Origin of the sequence: Peribacillus sp. FSL E2-0218 (assembly GCF_037992945.1) — a bacterium.
Lineage (GTDB): Bacteria > Bacillota > Bacilli > Bacillales > DSM-1321 > Peribacillus > Peribacillus simplex_B.
The window spans coordinates 2481979-2497001 of sequence record NZ_CP150304.1 but is presented as its reverse complement, the minus strand read 5'-3'; the positions used below and the strand labels follow the sequence as shown (position 1 = coordinate 2497001).

The following is a 15023-nucleotide window of genomic DNA, read 5'->3' as shown; positions in this document are numbered from 1 at the left end:
CCCTCTGGACAAAGCAGCTTCACATCTCTTATCCTTCTGTAATTATGTAACCAAAAACCGCATACAAACAGTGGAAACTCTGTTTGTATGCGGTCTTAGGCTGTTATTATTAAAGGTCGATTCGTTGTAATGAAGAAGAAACCACTTTGTAACCTGTAGTATTTTCATCGATGGAGACAAGGATTTGTCCATCTTCCCTTTTTACAGTCATAGAAAGAATTCCTGTACCAATGTTAATTCCTTGCACGTTGAGTTCATTCATATTATCCAGCAGGCACGGGTTTAAGTGTATCTCTTTAGAAGGGCTGTTTGGAAACAATTGAAGCAACGACTGGATGAATGTTAATGGTGTGGCAGCTGCCCAAGCATGTGGCGAACAGGCAACTGGATATTTAACAGGCTTACCAAGTTTAGATGAATATCCGCAAAATAACTCAGGCAGTCGATCATATTCAAAATGTTGGGCCGCTTGCATTAATCCTTCCATGACTTTATTTGCTTCTTCCTGTTTCCCTGTTTTACTTAATCCAAGGATAATGAGACTGTTGTCATGAGGCCAAATGCTTCCATCATGATAACTAATGGGATTATAAGCAGCCTCATCTTCCCCCATGGTGCGTATGCCATAGCCAGAATGCATTTTATCAGATAACAGCATGGTCGCTACCTTATCTGCTTTATCTTCATCCAGCATCTCCGATAATAGAACATGACCTGGGTTGGTTGTGATGGTACCTACCTTTTCTTTGTTTTGGTCCAAGGCAATGGCGTAAAAAGATTTATCTTCCATCCAGAACTGTTCATTAAATTTTGCCTTCAGAAGAGCTGCTTCATCTTTTAGCAATGTAGCTTCCGCTTGTTTATGGACTGCTTGATACAATGATGCCATGCCCATTTTCGCTTGATACACATAACCTTGAACTTCTGCAAGGGCGATTGGACTTTTTGCAAATTCCCCGTTTCTATGGACTACAGCGTCCGCGGAATCTTTCCAACCTTGATTGGCAATTCCCTTACTCGATTCTTGATGATATTCGACAAAGGAATCTCCATCTCTATCACCGTATTCATTAATCCATGCAAAGGCTGCATCAAGGTTAGGTTGTAAGTCATTAAGTAACGCAAAATCACCTGTCCATTTTACATATTCCGTTAGTAAGATGATAAATAAAGGGGTTGCATCAACTGTACCGTAATAAGGAGTAAATGGAATTTGGTTTGTATTGGCTAACTCCCCATAACGAATTTCATGCATGATTTTCCCTGGTTGCTCATCACGCCATGGATTGTTTTCTTTTCCTTGATGGACAGCCAAAGTCCTTAATGTTCCTTTGGCTACCTCAGGATTGAAAGGAAGCATCTGCAAGGCTGTAATTAAGCTATCGCGCCCAAACAGAACACCATACCACGGTAAGCCAGCTACAGGAAATGGACCATATCCCACATCGGAAAGTAAAACACGGATATCACTTAATCCTCTGGTAATTAACCGTTGAAGCGTTTCGTGGTCAGTTTTTACTTTTGTAGTACTGCATTCCCATTGTTTGTAGGATGTTCTTAATTCGTGAAGTGCCTCCGTCATGGGGAGTATTTCGATTTCATCCTCTCCTGCGATTTGAGGTCGTATCGTTAGCACGACCTCCTCTTCTTGTGCATGCTCTAATGTAAAATGGAATGTAATTTCACCTGTCTCAGTTACTTTAGCAGGTTCTCTGTCCCAGGAGATAGAAGTCTCTCGGGAAAGATTATCAGAACCTTGATATGTAAAAATCAAAGACTTATCTTTAACCAATTGTCCAGTTCGTTTTCCGACTTTTCCTGTTTGGAAACCGCGAACAATGAACATGTCCGTAAAATCAGCATCCACTTCAACCGTGATCGAAAATGTAATACGTTTCGGGGAGTAATTTTTCAACGTAATTGCCTCATATAAAACACCATTGTTAATGAACCGCTTTCTCTGAATTTCTATCGATTCCCTCCATAAAACTACTTCTTCATCATTTTCCATATGAGGATTTGTAAGTAAGATGGTCGCCATATAATTCTCATCTGCTTTTGAAGACAATAAAATGGGATCTTCTCCATTAATTTTAATATTGAGTTTATTTAAGAATCTCGTATCTTTTGCATAAAGTCCTAATCCATACTGGTGGTTTTCTGTGATATTGCCTCTTTCATCTGTTAATAAAAACAAATCATTTTCCTTGATTACACGATATTCCACTTGAGCTCCCCCTCGTTCCGAAACGTTTCGGATTAACTTTGCTTTACATTTTATCTCTTTGATTCTGATAATTCAATGTTTTTTTAACAAACCGTATTCACAGGCACGAGAACATCACCATCTTCAACGACTACTGTTGCCTTCAATACTTCCAATGGATATGGATTTATTTAAATCCCATTTTTGGAATTTTATCAACGTAATCTTTTTATCAGAAAAAAAGCTTATACCGTTGGCTGCCTGGTCTGGATAAATCCTGGCACTCATTACTTTTTCACCATGATTGATAAAAACCTCTATAGAAGATTTATCAATGAAAATACGTAAACATAGTTTATTATCATATAGTTTAACTGGAGCTACCCTACGTCCTTTAGGACCGCTTCCTGATCGGTCTCTGTTAAGCTCAAGCAAGCTTTCCGTTCGATCGTACATAAGCAAAGTCTCTTGATTTAATGCTTCGCTTCTTCTTACCTTCATTCCAAAAGTTAAAGATGCTTGTGCCTCAATGATCACCTCAATTTCATAACTATCACTTGAAATTTGATGGAAAGTATGTTCGCCCTCAACCGTGATATTGGTATATTGAACAGCATTTTCCCGAAGCTTTTCAAATTCTGAAATAGGATTTACTAGGATTTTATTGTCTTGAACCGTTAACTCACGTGGAATGGTCATAGCCCCTGCCCAATTGTTTTTTTGTTCAGGCATCTCACTTTCCCACATCGCCAACCAAGCGATCATAATACGCCTTCCTTTAAGGTCTTGAATGGTTTGTGGAGCATAAAAATCAAAACCATAATCCAATAGTTGAAAGTTACGATAATGGAGCAAGCCAGTTTCATAATCTAACTTGCCTTGAATATATCCCGCTTGATGGAGGTTCTGATAAAGATCATCCACTGGCTCCATCCCTTGTGGAGATATCATCAATATGTCATGCCCGTCTAAATGAAAAAAATCCGGGCATTCCCACATATAACCTAACTTCCCATCACTCTTTGCCATAACGTTCATAAATTCCCAATCCATTAAATCCTTTGAGTGATATAACAACGCTTGCCCTTGATGGTCCTTTGTGCGTGATCCGACCACACAATAATAATCATCACCATGCTTCCACACCTTTGGATCCCTAAAATGATGAGGGTGGATCTCTCCTTTTGGCGCTGATAACATGACGGGATTTTGATTGATTTTATTAAAATGGATGCCATCTTCACTTACAGCAAGACACTGAGTTTGCCGTAAATCTGTGTCTTGATCATTACCTGTCCAAACATTCCCCGTATACAAGACATAGAGAAAACCATCTTTTTCGATGGCACTACCTGAAAAGCAACCATCCAGATCGTATTCTTCACTGGGAGCCAACGCTATCGGTAGATGTTCCCAAAAAACTAGGTCCTTACTTTTTACATGTCCCCAAAACATAGGTCCCCATTCAGCGCTATAGGGATGATGCTGATAAAATAAATGATATTCATTTTTAAACGTACTGAACCCATTAGGATCATTCATCCAAAAGGCCTCTGTACTTATATGATAATTGAGTCTCCAATGATCCCCGCTAACTTTCTTAACGTTTTGACGAATGGATTGCGCTGCCAATTCAATCGCTTCCTGATGTCGCCTATCAATCACCATGATTTACCTCCATTTTCGCTCTTATCTCATCGATTTTCTCGATACCTTTTACATAATTAGGCATCCCATTGTTTCACTAATACATTAAGATATCTGTTTAACAAAAAACAAGAGTAATTTCTTTATTATCAATTTTCTAAATAAAAAAAGATTGAATATTTATTTTAAGGGCGCTAAAATAAAGTGAAAGTGATCCGAAACGTTTTGGAGGTTTTTTTTTGACAACGATTAAAGATATCGCAAAGGCTGCTGGGGTTTCCGTCACTACTGTATCCCGGGCATTAAATGGTTATTTTGATGTAAATGAAAAGACCAAACAAAAAATCCTGGCTGTTGCTAAAGAGCTGAACTACAGCCCTAACACGTTAGCACGCGGGCTTGTTATGAAGAAGTCCAAAACCATTGGATTACTCGTGTCCGGAATGAGTAAGGAAAATCTAAAGGATAATTTTACGTTCGAAGTGCTCTGTGGAATCAATGAAACGGCTTCAGCCCTTGGTTACGATTTGATTTTATTTAACACGAATACCACGAAACAGCGTGAAAAGACTTATACACAGCTTTGTCGTGAACGCCGTGTCGATGGAGCGATTGTCCAAGGTATTAGAAAAGACGATCCATATTTAAAAGAAATCTTGGAAAGTGATATTCCTTGTGTATTGATAGATATCCCCATACAAACGGATTCTGTTGGATATGTAACGACGGACAATGTATTAGGTGCAAAAAAAGCCATTGAGCATCTTATCCAGCTAGGTCATAAAAATATAGGGATGATCAATGGACATGAAGGGGCTTATGTAAGTGAAGAACGATTGAAAGGATATATCGAGAAGCTTACGGAGTACAACCTTCCCGTCAACAAGGAATGGATTGTAGATGGTGCCTTTGAAGAAGCAACATCGGAAAGCGTTACTTATAAGCTCTTAGAAGAAAATAAAGACATGGATGCTTTATTTTGCGCCAGTGATGTCATGGCACTTGGAGCATTAAAAGCCTGCCATAAATTAGGCAAGACAGTACCAGATGACATTTCCATAGTTGGATACGATAATATTACCCTTGCTTCCTACTGTCTGCCCCCATTAACCACGATTGGACAAGAAGTGTACAAAATTGGTTCTGAAGCTGCAGACTTACTCATTAAAATGCTAGAAGAGGATCCAACGGATTTGTGCCGTTATGTAGATACGAATTTGATTATTAGAGACAGTACTACTAAAAACTATAAATGAATAGTTTTTAGTTTTATATATTTTCCGAAACGTTTCGGATGCCCTTTATTTTGTTTCAATGGACCCTATACTTCCTTCATCAAAAAAGAAAGCGCTTCAACCTTGTGTAATTTTCTAACTATTATGTTATTGGTAAATGTGTAGTTTTGAAAATCACATGGAAAAAAATACATATAAGGGATTGAGAACATGAAAAAGAATTTAAATTATTGGTCTTTAAGCGGCTTTACTTTTTTTTATTTTTTTGCTTCTACATCTGCCATGTCTTTATTTGCTATATGGTTAGGACAAACATTAGAGCTAAGTGGCGCCCAAGTAGGTACGATTTTTTCCATTAATGCTATCGCCACCCTTTGTTTCCAACCACTATACGGTTTCATTTCCGATAAAATTGGATTGAGGAAACATTTGTTGTGGGTTATAACATTTTTGATAATGCTAATTGGTCCGTTTTTCATTTATATTTATAGTCCTCTATTACATTACAATCCTATTTTAGGCGCCATTACCGGAAGTGTTTATCTCAGTGCCACATTACTAGCATCGTTTGGAGCTATTGAATCATACGCCGAACGCACCGGCAGAAAATATCATTTCGAGTACGGACAAGTAAGGATGTGGGGATCATTAGGTGCTGCATCTGCAGCCTTCTTTTCGGGGAAACTGTTTAACATCAATCCTCATATCAGCTTTTGGGTTGCATCGGCATGTAGTATCTTCCTTATTCTCTTTCTTCTATTAATGAACGTTCAAATTTCAGAAGAAGAACAAAAGAAAACGGATTCAATTAAATTAACAGATACATTAGCTTTATTAAAGAACAAAACTTTTTGGATATTTATGGTGTATGTTCTAGGCGTGGCTTGTATTTATTCTGTCTATGATCAACAATTTCCCGTTTATTATGCTTCCTTATTCTCTACCAGCGGACAAGGAAATCAAATGTTTGGTTATCTAAATTCTATTCAAATCTTTTTAGAAGCAGGCATGATGTTTATTGCCCCGTTTATCGTTAATAAAATCGGCGCCAAGAAAAGTTTGGTCCTGGCAGGGTTACTCATGGCAATTCGTATTACTGGATCGGGATTAGCGGTGGAACCGATTGGCATTTCTACAATGAAAATGTTACATTCTTTCGAACTTCCGATTATGTTGATTGCTATCTTAAAATTTATCGATGCTAATTTCGATGCTAAGTTCTCGGCTACGATGTATATTGTAGGATATTATTTCGTGTCTCAAGTGGGTCAAGCCATTCTTTCGCCAATACTTGGTCATTGGTACGATACGATAGGCTTTTCTAAAACCTATTTAATTCTAGGTGTTAGTGTATTCGTTTTTGTTATCCTATTCGCGGCTTTGAGGCCAACTGCTCTACCTAAACAAGTTCATTATCCTAAACAAGCTGTATAACGATAAAATACAAGTAGATACAAAAAAGCAATCCACACATTGTGTGATTGCTTTTTTGTAAAAGGTATTACAATATAAACTTACTTCCCTTTTATCAGATCGTAAGTTAAAGTAGCTGCCTTTGACCAAAGTGTTCTTCAATCATTTTTAAAAAAAAGATTTGTAAATCTCTTGGTGCGCCTTACACTCGTTACAGGAATATTCTATTTCCAATGCGTCTTCCGTTACCGTATGAATGGTCTCCTTCTTGCACGTTTCACAAAATCTCTTTTGGGATATTTCCTTCATGTCAATCACCTTCCGTTTTTTTGGCCTTTGTATATTTTGCGAAAATTGGTCAGAATAATACCCTTATCTAAAAGAAACCCAGATGTAAAGCTCCTTGGCTTTTATTCGGCACATAGCAAAAAGGAGCAAAAATTTTGCTCCTTTCAGACTGTAGACAAACTCGATGAAAATCGAGTTTGTCTATTTTTATGGCCTGTACAATTTAGACGTTGATTTCCACTCCAGGCACTCGCTTTCCGCGGGCGGTCGGGGAGCCTCCTCGGCTTTGCCTGCGGGGTCTCCCCTAGACGCGCTTTTCCCGCAGGAGTCTCGTACCTTCCGTTCCAATCAACTTTGTCTTACCTTTTAGATAGAACACTTTTGACTGGAGTCATTTTTGTTTTAAAATTGAAGGATTAAAACTTGAGGTGATGAGGATGCTTTCTAAACATGATTCTATTCAGCGAGATCAACTTGAAATGATTACTTTAGATCAACTGGTGCCACCGAACCATTTGGTTCGTAAAATGGAGGCTGCCATTGACTTCACTTTCATTTATGACTTGGTGAAAGATATGTACTCAGAGGTAGGACGCCCAAGTATTGATCCAGTTATTTTAGTTAAACTGACTTTCATTCAATATACCTTCGGTATTCGTTCCATGCGTAAAACGATTGAAGAAGTTGAAACCAATATGGCTTACCGTTGGTTCTTAGGCTATGGTTTCCATGATAAAGTACCTCATTTCTCTACGTTCGGAAAAAATTATGAGCGACGCTTTAAAGATACAGACCTGTTTGAACAGATTTTCTGTCGCATTTTAATGACAGCTGCTAATAAAAAGGTAATAAGTGTAGAACACGTTTTCGTGGATTCCACCCATGTGAAAGCCAGTGCGAATAAACGGAAATTTGAAAAGAAAATCGTTCGTAAAGAAACACGAGCGTATCAAGGACGTCTTCAAGAAGAAATCAATCAAGATCGTGAAAACCATGGAAAGAAGCCTTTTCCACCAGATAAATTTGATAAGGAAGAAACCAAAGCAATTAAAGAAAGTACTACGGATCCTGAGAGTGGCTACTATGTGAAAGATGAACGAACAAAACAGTTTGCCTATTCATTCCATGCGGCCGCAGACGGCAACGGTTTTGTATTGGGAACGATTGTAACACCTGGTAATACACATGACAGTCATATTTTGGAGCCACTTGTTGAGCAAGTGATTGAGAAAGTTGGAAAACCAGAAGCAGTTGCCGCAGATGCAGCTTATAAAACACCAGCGATTACAAGCTACCTATTTAACAAAGAAATCACACCTGCTTTACCCTATACACGTCCTCGTACAAAAGAAGGATTCTTTCGCAAACATGACTATGTTTACGATGAACACTTTGATTGTTACCTTTGCCCTTCGGGAGAAACTTTAAAGTACTCAACAACAAATAAAGAGGGCTATCGCGAGTACAAATCGCCCAAACAAATTTGTGCAACATGCTCATTTTTATCACGGTGTACGGAAAGCAAAGACCATCAAAAAGTAGTGACACGGCATATCTGGCAAGCATATGTGGAAGAAGCAGATCATCTGCGTCATCATCAAGAGGTAAAACCTATATATGCGAAACGCAAAGAAACGATTGAGCGTGTATTCGCAGATGCAAAAGAAAAGCATGGTATGCGTTGGACTACTTTAAGGGGACTTAAAAAATTGTCGATGCAGGCGATGCTTACTTTCGCTGCCATGAATGTAAAGAAGATGGCCACTTGGACATGGCAAGGTCCTAAAATGGCTTAACATAGTGGCTCGAAGAGCCCAAATCTCGTAACCTTTGGTCAAAATTTCAAAGGAATTTCAAAAGGGGTTCGGAATTTTTTAATTCCGAACCCCTTTTGTCTACAAACTGAAAGGAGCAAAAATTTTGCTCCTTTGTTGATTCCCGCTTGTACGGAAGGTTATCTTTTCGATAAGGAAGACCATGTGCTCTCTAGCCATTCATCGAAGTCTGCGCCCTTTTCCCCCTCATAGGTATCGTATATATCCATCCGCATCTTTTGAAGTTTTTCCTTGAATTCCTCATACGTATGGTCTTCCGGCAAACTCTTCTTTATCCTTAATAGGATTTTCGCTAACCCTTTAACCAATTCCCCTTTTTTTCTGGATGGCAATTGAACGTCTTCTCCTAATCTTTTTAGTTGCCGGTAGGATGCCTCCTGAACTTTATAGACAGAATCACTGTTCATGATATGGGTTAATATATCGATGGTTTGTTGGTTTTTCGCTTGTCCTAACTCTTCTATCGCATCCAAACGTTCTCTCCAATTGGATTTGCGATTGGCGGACTTTTTTAATTCCTCATAGTTTTCAGGTAACTCGTTCATTTTCGTTTCTTTATTAGTCAAGTGAATCATTTCTCCTTCTGTCTTTGTGTAAATATCTGGATAGTGAACGGCATGTAATTCCAATCTACATAAATCCTCTACTTTACATCCATCATTCCCTTACTCATTATACCCTTTTCCATATTTTAATATAGTTAAATTTCGTAGCAAACTGCCATTCGCATGCTTTATCTACGCCTGCCATCATCCTCAAACAACCTTGGCGTTAATCTGTCAATTCAAGCCACAGGCCTTGGCAAGAATTTCAACGAGATGCAAGCTTTTGATATGGTTAGCCGCCCCATCCCTTTGGATGCCAATGCTCATTTGCATTTGGCAGCCAGGATTAACCGTTATGACTGTAGTGGCCCTTGTTTCTTTAAGGTCGTTCATTTTTTCATCCAGGATTTTCATCGATTCCTCAAAATGGAGAAGGTTATATATGCCTCCCGATGCACAGCAACGGTCAAATCCCGCCATTTCCACGTAAGTGATACCTGGTATCGCTTGCAATAATAAACGCGGCTCCGTTTGCACCTTCTGGACATTGCGCAAGTGGCAGGAATCTTGGAAAGTAACGATGCCATGATATTCTCCAGTAAAAGGGAGCGGCCCTAACTGATGAAGAATTTGGCTGATATCTTTTGATTTCTTGGAGAAATCTTTTGCCGCCCCTGACCACTCGCAATCATCAGCCAAGAGCTGTTCATATTCCCGAAGTGATGCACCGCAGCCCCCGGCATTACTGACGATTACCTCTGCATCCATCTGCATGAAAGCCTGGATGTTCCTTTTCGCCAGAGCTTTCGCTTGCTTCGCTTCGCCTTGATGGGAATGGAGGGCACCGCAGCAGCTTTGATTTTCCGGAAGTATGACCTCACATCCCACAAGGGTAAGCAGCTCGATGGTAAGACGGTTGATTCGTGACATCAGCGAATCCATGATGCAGCCTGTGAAGAATGCCACTCTCATTCGGGTTGCCCCTTTGGAAGGTATCAGCGTACCCGCCCTGATCCGTTTCGCGGGAGATTCGATGGCTGGAAGCGCTTGTTCTAAATGGGCAAGAACCGGTGAAACCCTGTAGAGCAGATTCGATTGACGAACAAGATTGGATAACCCTGATTTTTGATAAAGCATGGCCCCGCTACCGAGCAGATTCATTCGCCGAGGGTAGGGAAAGAGGTGAACCAATGCCAGTTTCTTCATCTTCGTCATGTTATCGCTGCTGGGCGGGCGATTTCCGATCGCTTCCTTTGCCGCCTCCAATATATGCCCGTAAGGAACACCGACAGGACAGGCGGTTTCACAGGCACGGCAACCTAAACAAAGCTCGATCGGTTCCGTTAAATCCTTTTGAAGATCTATTTTCCCCTCGGCAGCCAGTTTGACTAGGTTGATTCGGCCCCGTGGTGAAGCGGATTCCACGCCCATTGATTCGTAGGTGGGGCATGCTGGCAAGCAATACCCGCATTTAACGCATTGATTTGTCCAGTCATGAGCATTCGCGTGCAATTGTTCAACCGCTCTATTTGCATGGTTGGATGTGGCAGCTGCCTTCATGTGAGCAACACGACCTTTGTTTGACCTTTTTCAGCAAAGATCTTACCAGGGTTCAAGATATTATTCGGATCCCACGCTTCCTTTATTTTTTTCATCATAATTACCCCATTTGCTCCTAATTCCATTTCCATATAGGGTGACTTCAACGTACCGATTCCGTGTTCCCCGGAAAGCGTTCCGCCCAGTTCGATCGCTGCTTCAAAAATTTCACTCACGGCGAGCTCCACTTTTTTCATTTCCGCTTTATTTCGTTTATCGGTAATGATGTTCGGGTGTAAATTTCCATCACCGGCATGACCGAAAACAACCAAGTTCAATTCATATTTATCGCGGATTTGCTGTAATCTCTCCATCATTGCCGGAATTTGATTGCGCGGGACCGTGGCATCCTCCGAAATTTTCGTCGGCCCCATTTGGGTAATGGCCGGGGATACCCATTTACGCGCACTCCAAATGGTTTGGCGTTCCTCCTCCGTTTCCGCAATCTTGACGTAGGAAGCCCCGTTATCTTTGCAAATATCCGCGCATTTATTTATTTCTTCTTCAATTGCCAACGGATGACCATCGACTTCGATGATCAAGATGGCCTCTGCTTGTAGCGGCAAGCCTGAAGGGCGATAGTTCTCGACAGCACGGATACATGCATTATCCATTAATTCCAAGGCCGAAGGGAGGATTCCTGACGATAAGATGCTTGTTATCGCATGGCCCGAGTCAATGAAATGATTGAAATGGGCCACGAATGTTTTTTGGCTTTGCGGTTTTGGAATCAAGCGGATGATCGCCTCCGTCACAATTCCCAAGGTGCCCTCTGAACCCACAATTAACCGGGTCAAGTCATAGCCGGTAACATTTTTCACGGTCTTTCCGCCGGTACGGATGATTTCCCCTGTAGGTGTGACCACTTCCAATCCGATTACATATTCTTTAGTCGTCCCATACTTCAACCCTTTTGGTCCGCTCGAATTTTCCAATAGATTCCCGCCTATTGTGGCCACATTGGAACTGCTTGGGTCAGGTGGATAAAACAAACCCGCTTCGTCGGCTTTTTGATGGATGGTGGCCGTAATCACGCCTGGAGACACAATCGCGAGCATATTTTCCCTGTCAATAAACAATTTATCTCGCAAAAGGGTAAGATCAAGAACCATCCCGCCTTTTACAGGTAAGGGGCCGCCACTTAGAGAGGTACCCGATCCTCTAGGGTAAACGGGGATTTTGTGTAGATTGGCCATTTTCACTAACTCACTGATTTCCTTGGCGTTTTTCGGCTGTATGACAATTTCAGGTAAATATTCGCCGAAAGACGCGTCATAGCTATAACAATAACGCTCTGCCAAATCGAGGAACATCCGCTCTTGAGGAATGATCTGGCCAAGTGCAGCAAGAATCTCTTTTTTCATGCACATCACTTCCTTTCTAGGTTCATAGCGGTTATCCGTTGGTATGATGAGAACCGCCAAAAACTTTGCCGACACCTTGAATTTTTTCAAGTATGATGATCAGCAGAACGGATATGAAAATGACTACGCTTGATACGCTTGCGACGATTGGATTGTAGGCATCCTGCATTTGTGAGAAGATCTCGATCGGCAGGGTTCTCATTTCAGGTGATACCATAAAGAGGGAAACCGTGACATTATCAAACGATGTCAAAAAGGCGAATAAACCTCCCGATATGGCCGCAGATCCGATCAGCGGCAGCGTCACTTTCAGGAATACAGTCAAAGGGTTGGCCCCCAGTATGGCTGCAGCACGTTCAAGATTGTAATCAAATCCGCTTAAACCCGTCAACACGAGCCGCATGACATAGGGGATGCAAATGACGATATGGGCAATTAAAAAACCAGTAGACGTCCCGGCCAGCATCATGGGTGTAAAGTACATTAAAAGGGCTATCCCCAAAACCAATTGCGGAACACTCAATGGAGAAGTTAAAAGGGCTGTAATATAGGGTTTACCCGGAATCTCATATTTTGCGATGCCAAGAGCCGCCAAGGTCCCGAATATGACCGAGAAAATGGCCGCAAGCGCAGCAAACTTTGCACTGTTCAAAAATGCTTCGAGAAATTCAGGACGCTCCAGTATTTTTGTATACCATTGCAGCGAAAAACCATCAGCTGGAAAACTAGGATAATTCGCGCTAGTAAAAGATGCCGGGATAACGACAATCAGCGGAATCAAGATATAGATGATTGCTAACACGGCTACTGCAATCCGAAGGCCGCCAAACGTTTTCATTATCGGAATACCTCCTTGAATTTCCCTTTTTCAAACACTCTCGTAAAAATGGTCACTGAAAGGACCGTCGTTGCCAATAGAATATAAGAAAGGGCAGATCCGAATGTCCAGTGAAGCAGATTATTAATCTGGTCGTATATGACAACGGGCATGACTGGCACATTCGCTCCGCCCATGAGTGCCGGTGTGACATACGCACTCATCGATAAGCTGAACACAAGGATGCAGCCCGATACGATGCCTGGTATGCTTAGCGGCAAGGTTATCGAAAAGAACCTTCTGAAAGGGCTTGCACCTAGTATGGCTCCCGCCTTGTCCAGGGAAGGGTCGATATTATAAAGGCTGGCAACGATCGATAGGATCATGAACGGCAGGTAGGCATTGGAGAGCCCGATCACCACTCCGATTTCCGAAAATAGAAGTTTCAATGGCGCATTGATGATTCCGAGCGCCATCAAGGTTTGATTGATCGTTCCGTTCGGCAGCAGCAGCAGGTACCAGCCAAAATTGCGCACAACGATACTCACCAAAAGCGGAGAGACGATCAAGAGGGTGATGTACCCCCTGATTCGCGCTGAACTTCTTGCCATTGTCAAAGCGACAGGGTACCCTAGGAATAAAGCGACCAATACGGAATATAAACTGATTTTTACCGTCAGCCATAAAGAGGATAGATAGTAGCTATCGGTAAATAATTGGGTATAGTTTTTCAAGCTATATACCGCATCCTCCGCCCCAAGATTATCGGTGGAAATGAAGCTTAAATATAAGATGTATAACATCGGTATGACGAAGAAACCGAATATAAATAGCAGAATGGGCGTTAAGAGCAGCAAACCCGGCACCCATACTTTCCTTTTTTTGAACTTAGGTTCCTGTTGCGGCTCAAGCGGATTCATCTTAGTTTCTATTTCTTGACTAGCATAACTTCTGATGGGCTCCATCCGATAAACACCTCACTTCCATTTTGCCATGAAGAATCGAAAGCGGCCGTTAATACTTGAATGCTCTTTCCTTGTAGCAGTACATGGACCTCCCAAGACGTACCAAGGTAATTGATTTGGCTGATTTGAGCACGATGGAAATCCAACGGCGGAGAAGATGATGTTCCCTCCGCAGAGATGATCTCCATTTTTTCTGGCCTGATATATATCCTGACCGCATCCCCCGGTTTCAAATCACCGTCATCGCCCATGATATTACCAGCGTCTACATGAGCGAAGTCAGAACCTAACTTGACTGTGATTTTCCGTTGATCCACCGCTGACACGTTCCCTTCAAAACAATTCGATTTTCCGATGAACTGAAACACGAATTCAGTCTTGGGATGATTGTATATGTCAGTCGGCGTACTGATTTGTTCAATTTTCCCTGCATTCATGACCACTACTCGATCCGACATGGAAAGGGCTTCCTCTTGGTCATGGGTGACAAATATGGTCGTCACGCCAATCTCCTTTTGCAGTCGCTTGATCTCAGCCCTCAATTCATGCCTTAATTTGGCATCAAGGTTTGAAAGGGGCTCATCCAGCAGAAGCAGCTCTGGCTCCACGACAAGTGCCCGTGAAATGGCAACACGCTGGCGCTGTCCCCCAGATAACTCCCTCGGATAACGATTCTCAAGCCCGGACATTTTCACCAATTCAAGCGCTTGGCTTATTTTCTTTTCTTGCTCGGACTTTCCGACTTTACGCAGTTTCAACCCGAAACTTAGATTTTCATAGACTGTCATATGGGGAAAAAGCGAATACGTTTGAAAAACCATCCCTAAATCTCTTTTATAAGGGGGAACCTTTGTAACATTATTGCCCTTGATATGGACCTCGCCCCGATCCGCATCGAGGAATCCTGCGATGAGGTTCAAGGTGGTGGACTTGCCGCATCCTGAAGGGCCAAGAAGGGTTAGTAACTCCCCTTGCTTCACCTCGAGATCGATTCCATTCAGAACAACATTCGTGCCAAACTGCTTGAATGCCCCTTTTATCTCCACGTCATTTTTGGTTGACTCGAAACGGTGAATGGACTTCATAGACATCCTGTTGGTTCCTGCCTC

Annotated in this window: 11 protein-coding genes; 3 read left to right on the top strand and 8 right to left on the bottom strand. The window is 41.7% G+C overall.

Going from position 1 to position 15023, the window contains the following annotated elements; all coding sequences use genetic code 11:
* Positions 1 to 109: 109 nt before the first annotated feature.
* Together MHI53_RS11990 and MHI53_RS11985 are read right to left on the bottom strand one after the other, a co-directional pair.
* A complete protein-coding gene (locus MHI53_RS11990) occupies positions 110 to 2227 on the bottom strand; it encodes an amylo-alpha-1,6-glucosidase (RefSeq protein ID WP_340373578.1) in 2118 nt (705 codons plus the stop codon).
* 123 nt (positions 2228 to 2350) lie between these two features.
* Positions 2351 to 3874, bottom strand: a complete 1524-nt coding sequence (locus tag MHI53_RS11985; protein WP_061142826.1) for a glycoside hydrolase family 32 protein — start codon at positions 3872 to 3874, stop codon at positions 2351 to 2353.
* Positions 3875 to 4092: 218 nt separating this feature from the next.
* On the opposite strand from MHI53_RS11985, the gene MHI53_RS11980 reads away from it, so the two are divergent.
* The 3 genes from MHI53_RS11980 (at position 4093) to MHI53_RS11970 (ending at position 8585) form a co-directional block, all read left to right on the top strand.
* Positions 4093 to 5109 carry a LacI family DNA-binding transcriptional regulator gene (locus MHI53_RS11980; RefSeq protein WP_100530288.1) on the top strand — a complete coding sequence of 339 codons (1017 nt, stop codon included), beginning with the start codon at positions 4093 to 4095 and terminating at the stop codon, positions 5107 to 5109.
* Positions 5110 to 5298: 189 nt separating this feature from the next.
* Entirely contained in the window at positions 5299 to 6522 is a 1224-nt protein-coding gene (locus tag MHI53_RS11975; RefSeq protein ID WP_340373577.1) for an MFS transporter, read from the top strand.
* A 704-nt stretch (positions 6523 to 7226) separates the two neighbouring features.
* On the top strand, positions 7227 to 8585 hold the full coding sequence (locus MHI53_RS11970) for an IS1182 family transposase (RefSeq protein WP_340373364.1): 1359 nt from the start codon (positions 7227 to 7229) through the stop codon (positions 8583 to 8585).
* Between the two features lie 158 nt (positions 8586 to 8743).
* Here MHI53_RS11970 and MHI53_RS11965 read toward each other — a convergent pair whose 3' ends face one another.
* The 6 genes from MHI53_RS11965 to MHI53_RS11940 form a co-directional block, all read right to left on the bottom strand.
* A complete protein-coding gene (locus tag MHI53_RS11965; RefSeq protein ID WP_340373576.1) occupies positions 8744 to 9190 on the bottom strand; it encodes a HEAT repeat domain-containing protein in 447 nt (148 codons plus the stop codon).
* A 213-nt stretch (positions 9191 to 9403) separates the two neighbouring features.
* Positions 9404 to 10729, bottom strand: a complete 1326-nt coding sequence (locus MHI53_RS11960) for a (Fe-S)-binding protein (protein WP_340373575.1) — start codon at positions 10727 to 10729, stop codon at positions 9404 to 9406.
* On the bottom strand, positions 10726 to 12132 hold the full coding sequence (locus MHI53_RS11955; protein WP_340373574.1) for an FAD-linked oxidase C-terminal domain-containing protein: 1407 nt from the start codon (positions 12130 to 12132) through the stop codon (positions 10726 to 10728). Before MHI53_RS11955 ends, MHI53_RS11960 begins: the two co-directional genes overlap by 4 nt.
* Positions 12133 to 12163: 31 nt before the next feature.
* Positions 12164 to 12970: an ABC transporter permease gene (locus MHI53_RS11950; protein WP_340373573.1), complete on the bottom strand. Its 807-nt coding sequence runs from the start codon at positions 12968 to 12970 to the stop codon at positions 12164 to 12166.
* Positions 12970 to 13914: an ABC transporter permease gene (locus MHI53_RS11945; RefSeq protein ID WP_061142820.1), complete on the bottom strand. Its 945-nt coding sequence runs from the start codon at positions 13912 to 13914 to the stop codon at positions 12970 to 12972. The genes MHI53_RS11950 and MHI53_RS11945 overlap by 1 nt, the downstream gene beginning before the upstream one ends.
* The gene (locus MHI53_RS11940) at positions 13878 to 14999 is read right to left on the bottom strand and encodes an ABC transporter ATP-binding protein (RefSeq protein ID WP_340373680.1); all 1122 of its coding nucleotides are present in this window, start codon (positions 14997 to 14999) and stop codon (positions 13878 to 13880) included. The genes MHI53_RS11945 and MHI53_RS11940 overlap by 37 nt, the downstream gene beginning before the upstream one ends.
* Positions 15000 to 15023: the final 24 nt, after the last annotated feature.